The sequence below is a fragment of the Homoserinibacter gongjuensis genome (assembly GCF_030161875.1).
GTDB lineage: Bacteria > Actinomycetota > Actinomycetes > Actinomycetales > Microbacteriaceae > Homoserinibacter > Homoserinibacter gongjuensis.
The window spans coordinates 2891031-2905289 of sequence record NZ_BSVA01000001.1; the positions used below are offsets into that span (position 1 = coordinate 2891031).

Annotated in this window: 12 protein-coding genes and 4 pseudogenes; 9 read left to right on the plus strand and 7 right to left on the minus strand. The window is 70.4% G+C overall.

The window, feature by feature from the left end:
* Positions 1-87: 87 nt before the first annotated feature.
* The 3 genes from QQK29_RS15490 (at position 88) to QQK29_RS18185 (ending at position 3103) form a co-directional block, all read left to right on the plus strand.
* Positions 88-822 carry a polyprenyl synthetase family protein gene (locus tag QQK29_RS15490; protein WP_284301992.1) on the plus strand — a complete coding sequence of 245 codons (735 nt, stop codon included), beginning with the start codon at positions 88-90 and terminating at the stop codon, positions 820-822.
* A gap of 128 nt (positions 823-950) precedes the next feature.
* Positions 951-2555: an RNA polymerase recycling motor ATPase HelR gene (gene helR / locus QQK29_RS15495; RefSeq protein ID WP_348533934.1), complete on the plus strand. Its 1605-nt coding sequence runs from the start codon at positions 951-953 to the stop codon at positions 2553-2555.
* Positions 2531-3103, plus strand: coding sequence for a helicase domain-containing protein (locus QQK29_RS18185; protein WP_348533889.1), 573 nt, complete (start codon positions 2531-2533; stop codon positions 3101-3103). Before helR ends, QQK29_RS18185 begins: the two co-directional genes overlap by 25 nt.
* A 114-nt stretch (positions 3104-3217) precedes the next feature.
* Here the strand turns inward: QQK29_RS18185 and QQK29_RS15500 are convergent, their stop codons facing one another.
* Positions 3218-3556, minus strand: a complete 339-nt coding sequence (locus QQK29_RS15500; RefSeq protein WP_284301533.1) for an Rv2175c family DNA-binding protein — start codon at positions 3554-3556, stop codon at positions 3218-3220.
* A gap of 309 nt (positions 3557-3865) precedes the next feature.
* On the opposite strand from QQK29_RS15500, the pseudogene QQK29_RS15505 reads away from it, so the two are divergent.
* From QQK29_RS15505 to QQK29_RS18195, 5 genes and pseudogenes are all read left to right on the plus strand, one after another.
* Positions 3866-4312, plus strand: a pseudogene (locus tag QQK29_RS15505) (LysM peptidoglycan-binding domain-containing protein); the annotation flags it as partial.
* A 395-nt stretch (positions 4313-4707) separates the two neighbouring features.
* Positions 4708-5070 (plus strand): hypothetical protein, encoded by a 363-nt coding sequence (locus QQK29_RS15510; protein WP_284302087.1) that lies wholly within the window; start codon positions 4708-4710, stop codon positions 5068-5070.
* Entirely contained in the window at positions 5049-5171 is a 123-nt protein-coding gene (locus QQK29_RS15515; protein WP_284301534.1) for a hypothetical protein, read from the plus strand. Before QQK29_RS15510 ends, QQK29_RS15515 begins: the two co-directional genes overlap by 22 nt.
* 56 nt (positions 5172-5227) lie before the next feature.
* Entirely contained in the window at positions 5228-5758 is a 531-nt protein-coding gene (locus QQK29_RS18190) for a protein kinase domain-containing protein (protein ID WP_348533890.1), read from the plus strand.
* Positions 5755-7077, plus strand: coding sequence for a PASTA domain-containing protein (locus QQK29_RS18195; RefSeq protein ID WP_348533891.1), 1323 nt, complete (start codon positions 5755-5757; stop codon positions 7075-7077). The genes QQK29_RS18190 and QQK29_RS18195 overlap by 4 nt, the downstream gene beginning before the upstream one ends.
* Before the next feature lie 27 nt (positions 7078-7104).
* Here QQK29_RS18195 and QQK29_RS15530 read toward each other — a convergent pair.
* From QQK29_RS15530 to QQK29_RS15540, 3 genes and pseudogenes are all read right to left on the minus strand, one after another.
* A pseudogene (locus tag QQK29_RS15530) lies at positions 7105-8474 on the minus strand (class II 3-deoxy-7-phosphoheptulonate synthase).
* Positions 8475-8568: 94 nt separating this feature from the next.
* The gene (locus tag QQK29_RS15535) at positions 8569-9264 is read right to left on the minus strand and encodes a lysophospholipid acyltransferase family protein (RefSeq protein ID WP_284301535.1); all 696 of its coding nucleotides are present in this window, start codon (positions 9262-9264) and stop codon (positions 8569-8571) included.
* Positions 9265-9320: 56 nt separating this feature from the next.
* Positions 9321-10276: pseudogene (locus QQK29_RS15540) on the minus strand (ROK family glucokinase).
* A gap of 118 nt (positions 10277-10394) precedes the next feature.
* Between QQK29_RS15540 and QQK29_RS15545 the strand changes: the two are divergent.
* A complete protein-coding gene (locus QQK29_RS15545) occupies positions 10395-12218 on the plus strand; it encodes an AMP-dependent synthetase/ligase (RefSeq protein ID WP_284301536.1) in 1824 nt (607 codons plus the stop codon).
* A 242-nt stretch (positions 12219-12460) separates the two neighbouring features.
* Here QQK29_RS15545 and QQK29_RS15550 read toward each other — a convergent pair whose 3' ends face one another.
* The 3 genes and pseudogenes from QQK29_RS15550 to QQK29_RS15560 all read right to left on the minus strand — a co-directional run bounded on the left by QQK29_RS15550 (position 12461) and on the right by QQK29_RS15560 (position 14257).
* Positions 12461-12586: a peptide deformylase gene (locus QQK29_RS15550; protein ID WP_284301994.1), complete on the minus strand. Its 126-nt coding sequence runs from the start codon at positions 12584-12586 to the stop codon at positions 12461-12463.
* Between the two features lie 125 nt (positions 12587-12711).
* Positions 12712-12882: pseudogene (locus QQK29_RS15555) on the minus strand (peptide deformylase); the annotation flags it as partial.
* 70 nt (positions 12883-12952) lie between these two features.
* On the minus strand, positions 12953-14257 hold the full coding sequence (locus QQK29_RS15560; RefSeq protein WP_284301537.1) for a MinD/ParA family ATP-binding protein: 1305 nt from the start codon (positions 14255-14257) through the stop codon (positions 12953-12955).
* Between the last annotated feature and the right edge of the window lie 2 nt (positions 14258-14259).

Below are 14259 nucleotides of genomic sequence, written 5' to 3' on the forward strand. Positions count from 1 at the left end.
TGCACGACGACATCATCGACAGCTCGGACCTGCGTCGCGGCAACCCTCGGCGCACCGCGCCTTCGAAGGGATGCACCGCGACCAGGAGTGGGACGGCGACGCTGCCGGCTTCGGCATCTCGACCGCGATCCTGGTCGGCGACCTGCTGCTCGGCTGGGCCGACGAGCTCTTCGAGGAGGGCCTCGCCCTGCTCGGCAGCCGCGAGGCCGCCCAGGCGGCGCGCACCGAGTTCTTCCGGATGCGCACGGAGGTCACCGTCGGGCAGTACCTCGACGTGCTCGAGGAGCACTCCTGGCGCTCCCGTCCCGACAGCGAGGCGCTCCCCGCGCGCACCGCATCATCGTCTACAAGTCGGCCAAGTACAGCGTCGAGGCGCCGCTCGCGATCGGCGGAGCGCTCGCCAACGGCTCCCTCGCGCAGCTCACCGCCCTCCGCGATTTCGGCTTGCCCCTGGGCGTCGCGTTCCAACTGCGCGACGACATGCTCGGCGTGTTCGGAGATCCCAGCGTGACCGGGAAGCCCTCCGGCGACGACCTGCGCGAAGGCAAGCGCACGGTGCTCATCGGTCTCGCCCGGCAGAAGATGCCGCCCACCGCGGTGCGCGTGCTCGACGAGTTGCTGGGCGACTCCTCGCTCGACGACGCCCAGGTGCGGATGCTGCAGAACACCGTGCGCGACAGCGGCGCCGCCGACCAGGTGGAGCGCATCATCGCCCACAACGTGCGGGTGGCCCGCGAAGCGCTCGAGAACGCCCCGCTCAGTGCCTCCGCGCGAGCCGAGCTGTCGGAACTCGCCGACCGGGTGACGCGACGCGAGGCGTAGGCGCGTCACGTTGCCGCCGTGGCCAGGATACTCCCCATTCTGCGCAGGAGCCTGATGATTTCTCGCCAGCGACGTGTGACGATGGCAGGCCGACCCCGCGCCACCCTCACCCCATCCGGAGACCTGCCGTGACCTCCCGCGTTTTCGACCTGCCCGACCGACTCGCCGCCAAGGCCGAGCCCGAACTGATCGCCGACGACGAGCGCCGCTTCGCCGCGATCGCCGCTGCCGTGCGCACCCAGCTCGCCGAGCTCGAGGGGCGCCTCGACGAAGCGCGCCTGCGCACCGGCGAGAACAACCAGGAGGTGCTCGAGCGCGACCTCGAGGTGCACGAGCTGAGCTCGCGCATCCGGCTGCTGCGACGCTTCGGCCTCGACGTGTGCCTCGGGCGCATGGTGGCCGAAGGCGAGGCCGAGCCGATCTACATCGGGCGCGTGAGCCTGGCCGATGCCGACGGCACGCGTCTGCTCGTGGATTGGCGCGCGCCCGCCGCCGAGCCGTTCTTTGCCGCGACCCACGCCGACCCGATGGGGCTCGTGAGCCGCCGCCGGTACCGCTGGAGCCGCGGACGCGTCACCGACTACTGGGACGAGGTGTTCACGGCCGAGGGGCTGGAGCACAGCGCCGCGCTCGACGACCAGTCGGCGTTCATCGCGAGCCTCGGCGCGAGCCGTTCCTCGCAGATGCGCGACGTGCTGGCGACCATCCAGTCCGACCAGGACGCCATCATCCGGGCGTCCTCGCGCGGGCCGCTCATCGTGGACGGCGGCCCCGGCACGGGCAAGACGGTCGTCGCGCTGCACCGCACGGCCTACCTGCTCTACGCCGACCCCCGGCTCGGCCACCGCCGCGGCGGCGTGCTCGTGGTGGGCCCGCACGAGCCCTACCTCTCCTACGTCTCCGACGTGCTGCCGAGCCTCGGGGAAGAAGGGGTGCAGACCTGCACCCTGCGCGACCTCGTGGCGGAAGGCGCCCAGGCCGGCGTGGAATCGGATGCCGAGGTCGCCCGGCTCAAGGCCTCCGGCCGCCTGCTCGACGCGATCGAGAACGCCGTGCGTCGCTACGAGCAGCCACCGAGCGACGAGCTCACGGTTCAGACGCCGTGGGGCACCGCATGGATCGGACCCGCCGAGTGGGCTGAGGCCTTCGACGCGGTCGAGCCAGGCACGACCCACAACGAGGCACGCGGGCAGGTCTGGGAGTCGGTGCTCGAGATCCTCATCGATCAGCACGACGCCGACCAGGCGCCGCCGCAGCTGCTGCGTCGCGCCCTCGCGCAGAACGCGACCCTCACCCGCACCTTCGCGGCGGCATGGCCCCTGCTGGACCCGGCGGGCGTCGTCGCCGACCTGTGGACGGTTCCCGCCTACCTGCGCGCGTGCGCGCCGTGGCTCGACGACGCCGAGGTGCGCGCGCTCACGCGCCAGGACGGACGGGCGTGGACGACCTCCGACCTGCCCTACCTGGATGCCGCCCGGCAGCGCATCGGCGACCCCGAGATCGCGCGGGTGGCCCGGCGGCGTGCCGCCGCGCTCGCGGCCGAGCAGGAGGTGCGGCAACGCGTCATCGACGATCTGCTCGCCGCCGACGACGACCGCGACGGCGAGGTGCAGGCCTTGAGCCAACGGCCGTTCGCGGAGCGGCTCATCGACGAGGACGCGCTCCCTCGCTCGCGCCCGACGACCTCGCGGGCCCCTACGCCCACCTCGTGGTCGACGAGGCGCAGGAGCTGACGGACGCCGAGTGGACGATGTTGCTGCGCCGCGTGCCGTCACGCAGCCTCACCATCGTGGGCGACCGTGCCCAGGCGCGGCACGGTTTCCGGGAGAGCTGGCAGGAGCGACTCGCGCGCGTCGGACTCGGCGACGCCCGGCTCGCGACGCTGACGGTGAACTACCGCACGCCCGAGGAGGTCATGCGCGAGGCCGAGCCCGTCATCCGCGCCGCGATCCCCGACGCGAACGTGCCGGTCGCGATCCGCCGCAGCGGCCACCCCGTGCTGCACGGGTCGCTGAGTCAGCGCGACGCGATCCTCGAGTCGTGGCTCGCCGAGCACGCCGAGGGCGTCGCGTGCGTCATCGGCGATCCGACCTTCGCCGGGATGCCGCGCGTCAGCTCGCTGAGCCCGCAGCTCGCGAAGGGGCTCGAGTTCGACCTCGTGATCCTCGTCGACCCGGATGCGTGGGGCTCGGATGACGAGCGCGGCGGCATCGAGGGCGCTGTCGACCGCTACGTCGCGATGACGCGTGCGACGCAGCAGCTGGCGGTGCTGTCGAGCTGACACAGGTGGTTGAGGAGCGCCGCGCCAGCGGCGCGTCTCGAAACCACCGATCATGAGGACGGCGGTTTCGAGACGCGCATCGCTGCGCGATCCGCTCCTCAACCACCTGAGTACTCAGAAGGCGAGAGCCTGCGCTACCCGGCGCACCTCGGCCTTGCGGCCGGCGCGGAGCGCCTCGATGGGGGCGACGCCGAGGCTGTCGTCTTCGCTCGTGAGCCAGCGCATCGCCTCGTCGTCGCTGTAGCCCGCGTCGGCCAGCAACATGATCGTGCCGCGCAGTTCGTGCAGGGGCTCGCCGTCACGCAGGAACGCCGCCGGCACGCGGAGCACCCCGTCGATGCGGGTCGCCAGCAGTTGGCGGTCCTCGATGAGGCGATGCACCTTGCTCGGGGGCACGCCGAGCAGGTCGACGAGGTCGGGGATGGTGAGCCACTCGGAGACGGGTTCGGTCACCCCTCTAGCGTGCACGACGCCGCGGGCCGACGCCCGCACGGCAAATGTTACGAACAGATGAACTCAAACAACATCAGCCACGCTAATTGACACTGTTAAACATCTGTGACAACTTATCCCCGTACCGGAGATGCCCCCGGGGCCGGAGGGGAAGGCAGGACGGCGATGCAGCACACACAGGAGGTGGGCGACCGCGCACGCTCGGTCTTCGCCGGGCTCACGCCCACTCAGACCCCCGCGGCGAAGCCGCAGCGCCCGGCACGCGAGGCGAACGCCTCGTCGATGCTGGCCAAGAGCATGATGGCGACGATGCCCATCGTGCTCGCCGGCACGCTCACCGTCACGGGTGTCGTCGCGCCCGCGAACGCGCAGTCGAGCACCGAGCGCAAGCCCGCCAAGCCCAAGACCACGCTCGGCAGCACCGTTCGCGCCGCTGTCGCCGCCGCATCCGCCACGACCGCCGCCGCGAAGACCCAGGCCGCGACGCCCTCGACCTACACGGTCAAGGCGGGCGACACCGTCTCGGGCATCGCCGGGCGCTACGGTCTGGCGACCGCGAGCGTGCTCGCGCTCAACGGGCTGGGCTGGAAGTCGCTGATCTTCCCCGGCCAGGTGCTCAAGCTCACGAGCGGCACCACGGCCCCTGCCCCGAGCGCTGCGCCGCCCGCCGCCACCGGCGGTCGGTACACGATCGTCAAGGGCGACACCATCAGCGGCATCGCCGCGCGCTTCGGCGTCTCGACGCAGTCGGTGCTCACCGCCAACGGGCTCAGCTGGTCGAGCATCATCTACCCCGGCCAGACGATCGCGATCCCGGGCACCGTGCTCGCCGCCGAGAACGTCTCGTCGGTCACGCCGGCACCAGCGGCTCCCGCGCCCGCGGTTCCCGAGCCCACGACCCCCGTCGTCTCGACACCGCCGCCCCCGCCACCGCGAGCTACCTCATCGCACGGGGCGACACCATCTCCTCGATCGCGAAGAAGTTCGGCGTCAGCATCCAGTCGATCCTCGACGCCAACGGCCTCACCTGGTCGAGCATCATCTACACGGGTCGCACGCTCAGCATCCCCGGCGTCGCCGTCGCGCAGGACGGCTCGGGCGTCACCCCGCTCACCGCCGAGATGGCCGCGAACGCCGCCATCATCATCCAGGTGGGCCGCGAACTCGGTGTGCCCGACCGCGGCATCGTGATCGCGCTGGCGGCCGCGATGCAGGAGTCGAGCATGCGCAACATCGACTACGGCGACCGCGACTCGCTCGGCCTGTTCCAGCAGCGGCCGAGCACCGGCTGGGGAACGCCCGAGCAGATCCTCAACGCCTCGCATGCCGCCCGGCTGTTCTACGGCGGACCGAGCAACCCCAACAAGGGCAAGACGCGCGGCCTGCTCGACATCCCGGGCTGGCAGTCGATGAGTCTCACGCAGGCGGCGCAGGCCGTGCAGATCTCGGCCTACCCGAACGCCTACGCCAAGTGGGAGACGAGCGCGACCTCATGGCTGGCTCAACTGGGCTGACGGAGCCGCTCGAGACGGTTCCCGGGGCCGCGTGGCGGCCCGACGAGGGCGACGCCGCCTCCTACACTCGAAAGGTGACCGCGAGCACCACCGATCCCTGATCGGCCGCCTGATCGACGGCCGGTACCAGGTGCGCTCCCGCATCGCCCGGGGCGGGATGGCGACGGTCTACCTCGCGACCGACCTCCGACTCGAGCGGCGCGTCGCCGTCAAGGTCATGCACGGGCACCTGGCCGACGACAGCCAGTTCAAGCAGCGCTTCATCCAGGAGGCACGGTCGGCAGCGCGCCTCGCGCACCCGAACGTCGTCAACGTCTTCGACCAGGGCCAGGACGACGACTCCGCCTACCTCGTCATGGAGTACCTGCCCGGCATCACCCTCCGCGACCTCCTGCAGGAGCACGGGGCGCTCACGGCCGAGCAGACGATCGACATCGCCGAAGCCGTGCTGTCGGGCCTCGCCGCCGCACACAAGGCGGGCATCGTGCACCGCGACCTCAAGCCCGAGAACGTGCTGCTGGCCGACGACGGGCGCATCAAGATCGGCGACTTCGGCCTCGCGCGCGCCGCATCCGCCAATACGGCAACGGGCGCGGCCCTGCTCGGTACGATCGCCTACCTCTCCCCGAACTCGTCACCCGCGGCATCGCGGATGCCCGCAGCGACATCTACGCGGTCGGCATCATGATGTTCGAGATGCTCACCGGCGAGCAGCCGTACAAGGGCGAGCAGCCCATGCAGATCGCCTACCAGCACGCCAACGACTCCGTGCCGCCGCCCTCCAACGTCAACCCGCGCGTACCCGCCGAGCTCGACGAGCTCGTGCTGTGGGCCACCGCGCGCGACCCCGAGGAGCGCCCGCGCGACGCCCGCGTCATGCTCGAGCAGTTGCGCGAGACCGAGACGTTGCTGCACACCGCCCTGCCCACGGCCGCCACGGCGGTTCAGAAGACGATGGTGCTGCCCTCGGCGCGACAGCTCACCGCCGAGACCCAGGTGCTCGGCGGTCGTGCCCCGGCCCCCGTGCAGGAGACGGGCCCGGTGAGCCCCAACGCGGCCAAGCTGCGCACGACCTCGGATGCGCGCCGTCGCCGCGGCTGGCTCGCCTTCGTGCTCGTGCTCGTGCTCGCGATCGCCGCCGGCGGCACGGGCTGGTGGTTCGGTGCGGGTCCCGGCGCGCATGCGACCATCCCGACCTCGATCGTGGAGAGCCAGCCGGATGCCGCGCGCGCGACGCTCACCGCGCTCGGCATCGAGGTGGCGGAGGAACTCGAGCACGGCCACTCGGTCGAGGTGGCCGAGGGCCTCATCATGGGATCCGACCCGGAACCGGGGTCGAGCGTGCGCAAGGGCTCGACGGTCACCCTCATCGTCTCCGACGGTCCCGCACCGACGCAGATCGGGGCGCTCGCCGGCCTCACCCTCGCGCAGGCGCAAGCCGTGATCGAGGACGCCGGGCTGCTCATGGACGAGGAACCCACGTACGTGTTCAGCGAGCAAGACGAAGACATGGTGCTCGCGGCATCCGTCGGCGACGTCGACATCCTGCAGGGTGCAGAGGGTCTCTTCGAAGGTCAGCAGGTCGAGCTCACCGCGTCGGCCGGCAAGCTGCCCCCGATTCAAGGCATGAGCTTCGACGAGGCAGCCGCCGCCCTCGCCGGAGTCGAAGTGGATGTCGAGTCGGAACCGCAGCTCGACTACAACGACGAGATCCCCGAGGGCGCCGTCATCAGGATCGTCGGCGACGAGCCCGTCCACCCGGGCGACACCGTGCTGCTGAGTGTCTCACGGGGCCCCGAGCCGGTCGACGTACCCGACATCCTCGGCCTGACCTGGTACGAGGCGCGCCAGAAGCTCACGGATGTCGGCCTCGACTTCGAGTACTGGAACCTCAAGAGCAGCCTTCTCGGCGAGGGCGCACCGAGCGATGCGATCGTCGAGCAGGTCGCGCCCGACGTCGGCACCTCCGTCAAGAAGGGCACCAAGATCAAGGTCAAGCTGGGCTGAGCGGCGCTCCTCACCCACGTGAGTTGCCTACTTGGCGCTAAGCTCCTCGGCCACCAGGAACGCGAGCTCGAGCGACTGCATGTGGTTGAGGCGTGGGTCGCACAGCGACTCGTAGCGCGTCGCGAGGGTCGCCTCGTCGATGTGCTCCGATCCGCCCAGGCACTCCGTCACGTCGTCGCCCGTGAGCTCGACGTGCAGGCCACCGGGGTGGGTGCCCGCGGCGCGGTGGGCCTCGAAGAAGCCCCGCACCTCATCCACGACGTCGTCGAAGCGACGCGTCTTGTAGCCCGTGGGCGTCGTGATGCCGTTGCCGTGCATGGGGTCGGTGACCCACAGCGGCGTCGCATCCATGCCCTTGATGGCCTCGAGCAGCGGCGGCAGCGCGTCGCGGATCTTGCCCGCCCCCATCCGCGTGATGAAGGTGAGCCGGCCGGGCTCGCGCTCGGGGTCGAGCTTGTCGATGAGCTTCTCCATCGTCGACGCGTCGGTCGCCGGCCCGAGCTTCACGCCGATGGGGTTGCGGATGCGTGAGAAGTAGTCGATGTGGGCGCCGTCGAGATCGCGCGTGCGCTCCCCGATCCACAGGAAATGAGCCGAGGTGTTGACCGGCGTGCCGTTGCGCGAGTCGATGCGCGTCATGGGGCGCTCGTAGTCCATGAGCAGGCCCTCGTGCGAGGTGTAGAACTCCACGCGCTTGAGCTCGTCGAAGTCGGCACCGGCGGCCTCCATGAAGCGGATGGCGCGGTCGATCTCCTTCGCGAGGCCCTCGTAGCGCTGGTTGGCCGGGTTCGCGGCGAAGCCCTTGTTCCAGGAGTGCACCTGGCGCAGGTCGGCGAAGCCGCCCTGGGTGAAGGCCCGGATGAGGTTGAGCGTCGAGGCGGCCGTGTGGTACCCCTGCACGAGGCGTGCGGGATCGGCCTGGCGCGACTCCGGCGTGAAGTCGTAGCCGTTCACGATGTCGCCACGGTACGCGGGCAGCGTGACGTCACCGCGCGTCTCGAAATCGCTCGAGCGGGGCTTGGCGAACTGGCCCGCCATGCGGCCCATCTTGACGATCGGCATCGACGCGCCGTAGGTGAGCACGACCGCCATCTGAAGGATCGTCTTCACCCGGTTGCGGATCTGATCGGCCGTCGCGCCGGCGAAGGTCTCCGCGCAGTCGCCCCCTGCAGCAGGAACGAGTCGCCGCGTGCGGCGCGCGCGAGGCGGTCGCGCAGGATGTCGACCTCACCCGCGAACACGAGCGGCGGCAGTGACGCGATCTCGGCGGAGGCCGCGGCCACCGCATCCGCGTCGGACCACTCGGGCTGCTGCTTGATCGGCAGGTCCCGCCAATAGTCGAGACCGGCGATCACTGCGGGATCTGCCTGCACGACGGTCTCGGTGGGGTCTACCACGGGTGGGTCCTCTGATTCGATTTCGGGTGGAGAAACGGGCACCTGGCCCGAGGACGAGCCTATCCGAGGCCCGACTGCCGCGCCGTCCGGTGGGCTATGCGGCGGCGGAGCCTGCCTGCGGGCGTCCCTTGACGCTCGAGGCGTACACGTCGACGTACTCCTGGCCGCCGAGGTGCGAGAGCTCGTACATGATCTCGTCGGTGATCGAGCGCAGCACGAAGCGGTCACCCTCCATGCCGGCGAAGCGCGAGAAGTCCAGCGGTTCGCCGAACACGAGTCCGACCCGGCGCACCTTGGGCAGCTTCGACCCGACCGGCATGACCTTCTCGGTGTCGATCATCGCGACAGGCACCACCGGCACGCCCGCCTCCAGCACCATCCGCGCGATGCCCGTGCGGCCGCGGTAGAGCCGTCCGTCGTGGCTGCGGGTCCCCTCGGGGTAGATGCCGAGCCAGCCGCCGGAGGCGAGATGGTCGAGACCCGTGTTGAGCGAGGCCTCGGATGCCTTGCCACCCGAGCGGTCGATCGGCAGCTGGCCGACGCCGAGGAAGAACCACCGGATGATGCGCCCGCGGATGCCACGGCCCGTGAAGTACTCGCTCTTGGCGAGGAAGCGGATCTGCCGGTCGACGACGAGCGGCAGGAAGATCGAGTCCATGAACGAGAGGTGGTTGCTCGCGAAGATCACCGCACCCTTGTGCGGCACGTTCTCGTAGCCCTTGACCCAGGGTCGGAACACCGAGAGCAGGAAGGGGCCGACGATGACGTTCTTCAGGAACAGGTAGAACACTCAGCTCCCCTCCCGTGGTGCGCCCCCGAGTCTAGGCGTCGCGTATGCCGTGCGGCTCATGCGCTGCGGGACTCCGCGTGGATGCGGGCGAGGTCGGCGGCGCCGACGATGCCGGCGTCGTTGACGAGCTCGGCGGTCGCGAAGTCGGGCTCCGGATGGAAGCCCCGCGCCGGGAGGTGGGCGAGGTAGGCCTCGCGGATGGGCTCGAGCAGGAGGTCTCCCGCGGCGGCGACCCCGCCGCCGAACACGAAGAGCTCGGGATCGAGCACGGCGCTGAGCGAGGCTGCCGCCTGCCCGAGCCATCCCCGAGCTCGCGCAGCGCGAACAGGGCACCCGGGTCCTGGGCGACGATGAGCTCGTAGACGTGGTGCCCGTCGAGCTCGCCGTGCTCGGCGCGGGCGGCGGCGAGAGCCTGGCCGATCCCGCGCTGATCGGCGATCTCGTTGGCGTAGCGCAGCAGGGCGCGCCCCGACCCGTACTGCTCGATGCAGCCGCGCTGGCCGCATCCGCACGGCAGACCGCCCGGAACGACCCGCATGTGGCCGATCTCGGCACCGGCCCCGAACCCGCCGCGGAAGAGGCGTCCCTCGGTCACGATGGCGCCGCCCACGCCGGTGCCGACTGTCAGCAGGGTCATGTCGCGGCGGCCTCGCCCGGCACCGAAGCGGTACTCGGCCCAGCCCGCGGCGTTGGCGTCGTTGTCGATCGTGATGTCGAGGCCCGGCAGCTGGGCCGAGAGGTCGGCGCGCAGGGGTTCGCTGCGCCAGGGGATGTTGGGCGTGTAGTACACCGTCGACTGGGCGGCGTCGATGAAGCCCGGGGCGGCGACCCCGACGCCCGCGATCTCGCCGTCGGCGCGCAGGCTCTGCACGATCTCGACGACCGCGTCGATGATGGCCTCGCCATCGCCCGCCGGCGTGGGTCGACGCTCCTGACGCACGATCGTGCCGTCCTCGGCGACGAGGCCTCCCGCGATCTTCGTTCCGCCGATGTCGATTCCGATGGCATGCACGAGCCACGAGTCTAGCCAGCGGCCCGGAGGCGCGCGCATGCCCGGCGGTCGGTCTGGGGGACGCGCCGGGTTACAGTTGACTCACTGCCCGACCCCTCTCGGTACCGAAGGAGCTGCCGTGAACGAGATCTACGTCCCTGCCGTCGTCCCCGCCGACCCGGAGGCGAACGCCACCGACCTGCTCGTCGATCGGGTCGCCGCGACGCCCGATTCGCCGTTGTTCGCCCTGCCCACCGCGGATGGAGGCTGGGAGGACGTCTCCACGGCCGAGTTCCACCGTCAGGTGGTCGCCCTCGCCAAGGGCTTCATCGCCGCCGGCGTGCAGCCCGGCGACAAGATCGGCTTCATCTGCCGCACGCGCTACGAGTGGACGCTCGTGGACTTCGCGACCTGGTTCGCCGGCGCCGTGCTCGTGCCGATCTACGAGACCTCGGCGCCCGCCCAGATCGCGTACACGCTCAACGACTCGGGCGCATCCGCGATCATCGTCGAGACCGCCGAGCACTTCGCGCGCTTCGACGAGGTGCGCGCCGATCTGCCGCAGATCGAGAAGGTCTGGCAGATGCACCTGGGCGACCTCGAGAAGCTCGTCGACGGGGGCGGCGAGGTGACCGACGCCCAGGTGGAGGAGCGCCGCACTCTCGCTTCGGGCTCCGATCTCGCAACCCTCATCTACACCTCCGGATCCACCGGAACGCCCAAGGGCTGCGTGCTCACCCACTCGAATTTCGTGGAGCTCTCGCGCAACGCGGCCGTCGCCATGAAGGAGGTCGTCGAGCCCGGCTCCTCGACCCTGCTGTTCATCACGACGGCGCACGTCTTCGCCCGCTTCATCTCGATCCTCGGGGTGCACGCGGGTGTCAAGGTGGGGCACCAGGCCGACACCAAGCAGCTGCTGCCCGCGCTCGGAAGCTTCAAGCCCACCTTCCTGCTCGCCGTGCCGCGCGTGTTCGAGAAGGTCTACAACTCGGCCGAGCAGAAGGCTGCGGCCGGCGGCAAGGAGAAGATCTTCCGCAAGGCCGCAGATGTCGCGATCGCGCACTCGAAGGCGCTCGACGCCGGCAAGGTGCCGCTGGGGCTCAAGCTGCAGTTCGCACTCTTCGACAAGCTCGTCTACGGCAAGCTCAAGGCGGCGATGGGCGGACGCGTGCGCTATGCCGTGTCGGGCTCCGCGCCGCTGGGGCTCCGCCTCGGCCACTTCTTCCGCAGCCTCGACGTGAAGATCCTCGAGGGCTACGGCCTCACCGAGACCACCGCCCCCGCGACCGTCAACATCGTGTCGAAGTTCAAGATCGGCACCGTCGGCACGGCGCTGCCGGGCGTCGGCATCAAGATCGCCGACGACGGCGAGGTGCTCGTGAAGGGCATCGACGTGTTCGACGGCTACTGGAACAAGCCGGAGGAGACGGCCGCCGTGTTCTCCGGCGAGTGGTTCCACACGGGCGACATCGGCTCGCTCGACGACGAGGGCTACCTCACGATCACGGGGCGCAAGAAGGAGATCATCGTGACGGCGGGTGGCAAGAACGTCGCTCCGGCCGCCCTCGAGGACCCGATCCGCGCCAACCCGATCGTCGGGCAGGTCGTCGTCGTGGGCGATCAGAAGCCCTTCATCTCGGCGCTCATCACCCTCGACCCCGAGATGCTGCCGGTGTGGCTCAACAACAACGGCGAGGCCGGGGACATGAGCGTGGCGGATGCGGCGCGCAACCCGAAGGTCATCGCCGAGGTGCAGCGCGCGATCGACCTCGCGAACGCGAAGGTGTCGCGTGCCGAGTCGATCCGCAAGTTCAAGATCCTCGACATCGAGTTCACCGAAGCGAGCGGTCACCTCACGCCCAAGATGTCGATCAAGCGGCACGAGATCGTGAAGGACTTCGCACCCCTGATCGAGGAGCTCTACTCGGGCGCCCCGGCCACCGAGGGCATCTCGCTCAGATAGTCCGGCGCCGCGGTAATCCGCGGCACTGCGCCGGATGGCCGGCCGCGCGCGAGCGCCCGGCCATCCGCGTGCGCACCCGCTCGACTCCGGAGTTCCCGACCGAGGATGCTCAGCGCCGGGGGTGGCGTTTGCTTCCCGCGACGCTGGCATCGGGTCGGGCGGGAGCGCATCGCCGCAGGCGATACGCGGGGGCATGCGTCGCGGGAAGCAAACGACTCCCCGGCGCGTCGAGAGCAGACCCCTCACGCCGAGAACCAGTCGGCCTGCCGGATCGCGCGCATCGCCTCGCGCTTCACCTCCGGCTCGAGCCCTTCGATGTAGAGCTTGCCGTCGAGGTGGTCGGTCTCGTGCTGCAGCGCCTGCGCCATGAGGCCGTCGCCTTCGAGCACGACCTCGTTGCCGTCGACGTCGACGCCGGTGACGCGCGCCCAGGGTACCGCATCCGCGGGAAGTAGAAGCCGGGCACCGAGAGGCAGCCCTCGTCGACGGGTTCCGGTTCGCCGTCGACCTCGAGCACGGGGTTGATGACGTAGGAGATGTCACCGTCGATGTTGACGCTGAACGCCCGCAGCCCGACGCCGATCTGGGTCGCGGCGACCCCGGCGCGTCCCGGCGGGCGCACGCTGTCGACGAGGTCCTCGACGAGCGCGCGCACGCGGGGTCGCCGGGGTCGGTGATCGGGTCGGTCTTCGAGCGGAGTACGGGGTCGCCGAAGAGGCGGATCTGTCGTTCGGTCATGCGTTTCTGCTGGTCGGGAGCCCGTCCATGACGAGCGCGGCGAGTTCGCGGGCGGAGGCTCTCGTGAAGGGCTGCAGGTTCTGCCAGCGCACGACGGAGCCGGCGGCGAGCTCGGGGTCGTACGGCATCCGAACGACGGCGCGCACGCGCGAGGAGAAGTGCGCGTCGATCTCGTCGAGCTTGACGAGGTTGGTGCCGTGGGTGGCGGTGTTGATCGCGACGACGGCGTTCCGCACGAGGTCGCCGTAGTTGTTCGCCTCGAGCCAGGTGAGCGTCTCGGAGGCGAGCCGCGCCTCGTCGACGCTGCCGCCCGAGACCACGACGATGCCGTCGGCGCGCTGCAGAGTGGCCCGCATGACCGAGTGCACGATGCCGGTGCCGCAGTCGGTGAGGCAGATCGAGTAGTACCGCGCCACGAGGTCGGCCACGACGTTGTAGTCGTTCTCGTCGAAGGCCTCCGACAGCAGCGGGTCGGTGTCGGATGCGAGCACGTCGAGGCGGGTCTCGTCGCGCGAGACGTGGGTCGAGAACTCGCTGAAGTCCTTGATCGCGGCGGCGTGGGTGACGATGTCGCGCACTGTCGACCGGGTCTGCTTGGCGACGCGTTCGGCGAGGGTGCCCCGGTCGGGATTCGCGTCGACCGCGATGATGCGATCTTCGCGCACATCCGACAACGCCATGCCCAGCAGGGTCGTCACCGTGGTCTTGCCGACGCCGCCCTTGCGGGTGAGCACGGGCACGTAGCGCGTGCCGCCCTCGAAGCGCTTGGCGATGCGTGCGTCGAGCGCCTTGCGTTCGCGCACCTTGGCCGAGTCGCCGAGGTTCACGAGATGCAGGGTGCTCGCGTACACGAACGACGGCCAGGCGCCCTCGGGCGCGTGACGGTTGCGCTTGGGCTCGAGGAGGCGGTCGGCCGTGAGCATCGCGGCCGGCTCGGGCGAGGCGGTCGCACCGCGCTTGCGATCCCGGCGCGAGTAGAGCTCGTCGTCGGCGGGGAGCGGCACGACTGGCGTCTCGAGGGTCGGCTCGGCCTCTTCGTCGGCCACGTGGGTCATGTCGGACACGACCTCGATCGACACGGTCCCCACGGATGCCGGGGTCACCGGAGCCACGGCGGCGGGCGTCGCGACGACCGCGCCGAGCGTCACCTGCTCCTCGTCCTCCGGGGGCTCGTACTGCTCGGCCGGCAGCTCGATCGAGACGGTGAGGCTCTCAGGAAGCGCCGCGGCGAGGGCCGCATCCCCCTCGTCGGAGAGGGCGCCCTCATGCTCGGGGTCCTGCCCCGCCGTGTTCCGCACCATGG

Excerpts from the sequence above, each read along its gene's own strand:
- QQK29_RS15515 (WP_284301534.1), top strand. The coding sequence starts at position 5,049 with ATGGCTGGCTCAACTGGGCTGACGGAGCCGCTCGAGACGGTTCCCGGG.
- QQK29_RS18190 (WP_348533890.1), top strand. The coding sequence starts at position 5,228 with ATGGCGACGGTCTACCTCGCGACCGACCTCCGACTCGAGCGGCGCGTC.
- QQK29_RS18195 (WP_348533891.1), top strand. The coding sequence starts at position 5,755 with ATGATGTTCGAGATGCTCACCGGCGAGCAGCCGTACAAGGGCGAGCAG.
- QQK29_RS15550 (WP_284301994.1), bottom strand. The coding sequence starts at position 12,586 with ATGGCGCAGGCGCTGCAGCACGAGACCGACCACCTCGACGGCAAGCTC.
- QQK29_RS15560 (WP_284301537.1), bottom strand. The coding sequence starts at position 14,257 with ATGGTGCGGAACACGGCGGGGCAGGACCCCGAGCATGAGGGCGCCCTC.